Annotated in this window: 5 protein-coding genes; 4 read left to right on the forward strand and 1 reads right to left on the reverse strand. The window is 59.6% G+C overall.

Annotation, left to right across the window (positions count from 1 at the left end):
* Nucleotides 1-76: 76 nt before the first annotated feature.
* Nucleotides 77-247 carry a hypothetical protein gene (locus DN412_RS42000; RefSeq protein ID WP_482764223.1) on the reverse strand — a complete coding sequence of 57 codons (171 nt, stop codon included), beginning with the start codon at nucleotides 245-247 and terminating at the stop codon, nucleotides 77-79.
* Between the two features lie 61 nt (nucleotides 248-308).
* Between DN412_RS42000 and DN412_RS42005 the strand changes: the two genes are divergently transcribed.
* The 4 genes from DN412_RS42005 to ltrA all read left to right on the forward strand — a co-directional run bounded on the left by DN412_RS42005 (nucleotide 309) and on the right by ltrA (nucleotide 5,440).
* A complete protein-coding gene (locus tag DN412_RS42005) occupies nucleotides 309-617 on the forward strand; it encodes a DUF5372 family protein (protein WP_035862384.1) in 309 nt (102 codons plus the stop codon).
* Between the two features lie 52 nt (nucleotides 618-669).
* On the forward strand, nucleotides 670-1,002 hold the full coding sequence (locus DN412_RS42010) for a DUF6788 family protein (RefSeq protein ID WP_035862386.1): 333 nt from the start codon (nucleotides 670-672) through the stop codon (nucleotides 1,000-1,002).
* Between the two features lie 136 nt (nucleotides 1,003-1,138).
* Nucleotides 1,139-3,211 (forward strand): recombinase family protein, encoded by a 2,073-nt coding sequence (locus tag DN412_RS42015; protein ID WP_115216875.1) that lies wholly within the window; start codon nucleotides 1,139-1,141, stop codon nucleotides 3,209-3,211.
* A 591-nt stretch (nucleotides 3,212-3,802) separates the two neighbouring features.
* The gene (ltrA, locus tag DN412_RS42020; RefSeq protein ID WP_115216876.1) at nucleotides 3,803-5,440 is read left to right on the forward strand and encodes a group II intron reverse transcriptase/maturase; all 1,638 of its coding nucleotides are present in this window, start codon (nucleotides 3,803-3,805) and stop codon (nucleotides 5,438-5,440) included.
* The last annotated feature ends 270 nt before the right edge of the window (nucleotides 5,441-5,710 follow it).

Here is a 5,710-nt window from a genome sequence, read left to right on the forward strand (position 1 = left end):
GCCCAAGACTCGATTCCCGGTGGGGTGGCTCGTCCCCTTTCCGAGGCGGGAATCTCACCCGCTGAAAGCGCCGGGCTTAACCTGGCGCACCGAAGAATTTCTCGAGGTCGAGGTCTACAACCCAGCGATACCCTGCCCGGATGTAGCCCTGCGCGCGCTCCACGGCCTGATGCGCCGAGCGTCCCGGACGGAAGCCGTAACTGGAATCCGAGAACGTCGGGTCCCACCGCCTTTGCAGCACCTGCAAGACCGCCTGCTGGATAAATCGATCAAGCGCAGACGGGNGACGGTCAGCGCGAACTACACAAGTGCTCAACGAGCATTTGGGATGGGCTGAGATCCGCCATCCGTTTCATCCGCTGCGGGGCCAACGCTTTCCGGTCCTGAAGACGCGCCGCGTGGCGGGCGCCGACACACTGCTGCTGGGTCATGTAGAGCGCGGCAGCTTCAGCATTGCCCGCGATTGGACCGACTGGGGCGCGCCTATCGTCGAAGACGATCGCGAGGTCCCTGCGTGTCGCTTCGATCTGGGCATGCTCCTGGAGCTGATTGCGCTGATCGACCAGCTTGCCGCTTCGTCCTCCAAGAAGTCATCCAAAGGATCCAAAGGAGCTTGATCAATGCATCACGTTCACCTACTATCAGACCAGTTTTTAACGTGGTCCGCCAATGCAAGATATTCCGTCGTCCACTCTACGCAAACGCCGCGCGCAATTGCTCAAGCAAATGCCGGCATTGGACACGCTCTTGCGGGGCTCGCTCATCGAACGCTACAAGCGCTGCGGCAAGCCTGGCTGCAAGTGCGCCGACGGCCCCGGTCATGGCCCCAAGTACTACTTATCGGTGAGTTTCCCCGGGCGCCGACCACAAATGGACTACGTGCCACAGGCCGATTACGCCGAAGTCTCCGAACACTTGACGAACTATCACCGGGTCCGCGAGATCATCGAGGAGATCTGCGAGATCAATCGCGAACTACTGCGCCGCCGCGAGGCGCTCTGAGGGGCGTCGGTGAGCCAGGCACCGCTGTCGCTCACCATCTCCATCGATCCGCAATCAGCCGGCGTACTCATCGCCAACATGCTCGAGGCTTGGCTCACCGCCGAGTCCGCGCTGGAACCGAGTGAGGAGGCCGTCGATGAACACCAAGATCACCCCGCAACATCACAGCAAGCCGGCGTACATCTATATCCGCCAGTCGACGCTGGCTCAGGTACGGCATCATCAGGAGAGTACCGAGCGCCAGTATGCGTTGCGCGACAAAGCGCTGGCACTGGGTTGGCCGGACACGTCGATCCGGATCCTGGACCGGGACCTCGGTCAGTCGGGCGCCCAGATGACCGGCCGCCAGGACTTCAAGACGCTGGTGGCGGATGTCTCGATGGGGCAAGTGGGCGCCGTGTTTGCGCTGGAAGTCTCGCGCCTGGCGCGCTCGAATCTGGACTGGCATCGCCTGCTCGAGTTGTGTGCACTCACCCATACGCTCGTCATCGACGCCGATGGCTGCTACGATCCGGGCGACTTCAACGACGGTCTGCTGCTCGGTCTCAAAGGCACAATGGCACAGGCCGAACTTCACTTTTTGCGCGGGCGCCTCCAAGGCGGCAAGCTCAATAAGGCGCAGAAGGGTGAGTTGCGCTTTCCGCTGCCAGTTGGCTTGTGCTATGACGATGAGGGTCGCATCGTCCTCGATCCCGATGACGAGGTTCGCGGCGCCGTGCAACTGGTATTTCGTCTATTTGAAGAGACCGGCAGCGCATACGCAGTCGTCAAGCGCTTTGCCGAAGATGGGCTGCGCTTTCCTAAGCGCGCATACGGCGGTGCCTGGGCAGGTCGACTCATCTGGGGGAGCCTGAGACACGAGCGCGTGCTCGGTTTGATCCGCAATCCCTCGTACGCGGGCATCTATGTCTTCGGCCGTTACCAGTATCGCCGACGCATCACGCCACAGGGAGAGGTCCATCAGCGCGTGCAGCCGGTACCCAAGGCGGACTGGCGCGTCCATCTGCCCGACCATCACGAAGGCTATATCACGCCGGAGGACTTCGAGCGCAATCAGGCGCGACTGGCGCGCAACCGAACCAATGGCGAAGGTTCCGTGCTCAGCGGTGCGGCGCGTGAAGGGTTGGCGCTGCTGCAGGGGATGCTGATCTGTGGCTGCTGTGGTCGGGCGCTGACCGTGCGGTACCAGGGTAATGGTGGCCTTTATCCGTTGTACCTGTGCAATGCGCGCCGCCGCCAGGGTCTGGCGACAACCGATTGCATGAGCGTGCGCAGCGACCTGCTCGACAACGCGATCGGCGAAGCAGCGCTCGCGGCCCTGCGGCCAGCGGAACTCGAACTGGCCATGAACGCCCTGAACGAACTCCAGCAGCGCGATCACGCCATCATGCGTCAATGGCATATGCGCATCGAACGCGCCGAGTATGAGGTCGCGCTTGCCGAGCGTCGCTATCAGGAATGCGATCCCGCCAACCGTCTGGTCGCAGGCACCCTCGAGCAGCGCTGGAATGACGCGATGCTTCGCCTCGAAGCCATCAAGACGGAAGCCGCCCAGTTCCAGAGCCAGAAGGCGCGCGTCGCCACGCCCGAACAGAAGGCCCAGATCCTCGCACTTGCCCGCAATCTGCCGCGCCTTTGGCGTGCCCCGGCGACCCTAGCGAAGGATCGCAAGCGCATGTTGCGACTACTCATCCGGGACATTACGGTCGAGAAACTGCCCGCAACGAGACAGGTAGTCCTACATGTGCGTTGGCAGGGCGGCATCTGTACCGACACCACCGTGACTTTGCCCAAGCCGGTCACCGACGCGATGCGCTATCCCACTGCGACCGTCGAGCACGTGCGCAAACTTTCGCAACATCTGTCCGACCCACAAATCGTTGCGCACCTCAATCAGGAAGGCCTGCGCAGTCCAACTGGCAAATCGTTCACGCTCTCCATGGTCAAGTGGATCCGCTACCGGTACGGGATTGCGCCGACCAGCCTCAAGCGGACTGACGAACTCACGGTACAACAACTCGCTCACCGACTGGGCATCAGTCCACACGTCGTGTATTACTGGATTGAGCGCCAGGTGGTCCACGCTCGGAAGCTTGATGGGCGGGGCCCGTGGTGGATCACCCTGGATCCTACCAAGGAACAGCAACTGCGGGACTGGGTGCGCACTTCAGGGCATCTTCGGGGGCAACATTCCTACAATCAACTGTGAGAGGTGCGTGCGACACGAAGTCGCTTGTGTAAGCTGTTCCCACGGCAACGGAGGGAACCACCCGTGTCACCGGGTGAATCTAGGGGCCTGAATCAAGAGCGGCCCTGACAATGTAACGAAGCACCGACCGGTGCGGGGTATCAATCGTGAGATGCGTACCCTTCTGGCAGCCACACGCCGGATGAGTCCTAGATAGTCGGCATGGTAAAAACATTTGAATCTGCGATAAAGATCGTTACACAGAACAAGCGGAAGTGGCTTCGACGCTTGAACCAAAACGGTAACGGAGACGGGAGTAGCGCTTCCACCTTGCGCCCTCGTGACCCATATGTCTCCCGGTCAATAGCAGGTACCTAACCCGACACGCTTGTGCAAGCGGAACGTGGCAACCCCGTATCGCTCCTTTCGGGGACAGCAGACTGCGAAGTCTGCCTATGGCGGTGCGGGCACAGGAGTGAGGAAAAAGCGAAGGCCGTCCTGTAACCGGACGGATAGGGGTTGAAACATCATCCCACGCGAAAGCGGGCAGACGTCCTCATGGTCTCTCCTCACAAGAGAGTCTCTAGAACCATCTTAACGGAGGGAAAGCAAATGAGTGTTGCAACACAGGCACGTGCGCCTTCTGGCGTGACGTGGGACGGCATCAACTGGGCCAAGGTCCAACGGCATGTAAGAAGGCTGCAGACGCGTATGGTGAAGGCGACACAGGCCGGCCGCCATAACAAGGTGAAAGCCTTGCAATGGCTGCTGACCCACTCGTTCAGCGGCAAGGCATTAGCCGTCAAGCGGGTGACTGAAAATCAAGGCAGGAACACCCCCGGTGTGGACAAGGTAACGTGGAAAACACCGGGGGCAAAGACCAACGCGATTGCGTCGTTGAAGAGGCGGGGTTACTCGCCCCTTCCGCTTCGGAGGGTGTTAATTCCGAAGAAAAATGGCAAGACGAGGCCTCTGGGCATACCCGTGATGAAGTGCCGCGCTATGCAAGCGCTACATTTGCTGGCGCTGGAACCGATCGCGGAAACCACCGCCGATCTGAACTCCTATGGGTTCAGACCGGAGCGCTCAACCGCCGACGCCGGGGGGCAGTGTTTCAGCTCGCTGGCGAAAAAGGCAAACGCGCAATGGGTGCTAGAGGCCGACATCCAAGGCTGTTTCGACAAAATCAGTCACGACTGGATGCTCGCCCATGTCCCTACGGATAAGGCGGTCCTAAAGAAGTGGCTCAAGGCGGGATTCGTGTATCAAAACGAACTCTTCCCGACTGAGGCAGGTGCCCCGCAAGGGGGAATCATCAGCCCTGTCTTAGCCAACATGACGTTGGACGGTCTCGAAGCCAGGCTAGCGGAGAAGTTTCCGCAGGCCAGGCGGGCAGGCTTAAAAATGCACATGGTGCGTTACGCGGACGACTTCATCATCACTGGCTTCTCGAAAGAATGGCTGGAGAGCGAAGTCATGCCTGCCGTGGTCGAATTCCTGGCGGAGCGTGGGCTTGTCCTATCGCCGGAAAAAACCAAGATAACGCATATCACGGATGGGTTCGACTTCCTCGGATGGAACCTCCGCAAGTACAACGGCAAGCTGTTGATCAAGCCGTCGAAAGCGAACGTCAAGGCTCATCTTGACAAAATTCGAGAAGTGATCAAGGCCAACAAGACGGCTAAACAGGCGAACCTGATAAGGCTGCTCAATCCGATATTACGTGGATGGGCGAATTACCACAGCCATGTAGTCGCCAAGGAAACCTTCGCTCGGGTTGATGCCAAGGTCTGGTCAATGCTATGGCGATGGGCGGTGAGAAGGCACCCCAATAAAGGAGCCAGATGGGTCAAAGAGAAATACTTCAAGACCCGAGGCACCCGGAACTGGGTATTTACCGCCACAGAAAAACAAGAGGATGGAACGGAACGAGAGCTGACCCTGCTGAAAGAGTCGGACACGCCAATACAGCGGCATGTCAAGATCAAAGCCAACGCGAATCCGCACGACCCCAAATGGGAACAGTACTTCGAGTCCCGGTGGGGCAAGAAAACGCTGAACTCGTCAAGAGGCCGTGTGAAGCTCTACCGCGTCTGGCTCAGGCAAGATCGCCTGTGTCCTACCTGTCAGGAACCAATCACAAAGGGCACTCCTTGGGATGTCCGCCACATTGTGAAAAGAACCGAAGGCGGATCGGACTCAGCGAGCAATCTCGAACTGCACCATCTCGATTGCCGTAGAACTCGGTAGTACGCCAGAACTACAGTTGTGAAACCGGGTACCGAAAGGTGCCTTCGTAGAGGCTTGAGCCGTGTGCGTCGAAAGAAGCATGCACGGTTCTTAGGGGGCCGGGCGCGGGTAACCGCGTCTGGCTACCCGACATTATGAGATCACCGTCGGAATGCCGAGCTTGCGCACGCCACCTCCATCCGGCTTGGGTATCTCGACCCGTCTCACAGCTTGCGGCCTGTACGTACCGTTCAGCAGCGTGGCCCGTATCGACACCCAGTGCTCACGCAG

Source organism: Cupriavidus lacunae, assembly GCF_003353055.1.
Taxonomy (GTDB): domain Bacteria; phylum Pseudomonadota; class Gammaproteobacteria; order Burkholderiales; family Burkholderiaceae; genus Cupriavidus; species Cupriavidus lacunae.

Excerpts from the sequence above, each read along its gene's own strand:
- DN412_RS42010 (WP_035862386.1), top strand. The coding sequence starts at position 670 with ATGCAAGATATTCCGTCGTCCACTCTACGCAAACGCCGCGCGCAATTG.
- DN412_RS42015 (WP_115216875.1), top strand. The coding sequence starts at position 1,139 with ATGAACACCAAGATCACCCCGCAACATCACAGCAAGCCGGCGTACATC.
- ltrA (WP_115216876.1), top strand. The coding sequence starts at position 3,803 with ATGAGTGTTGCAACACAGGCACGTGCGCCTTCTGGCGTGACGTGGGAC.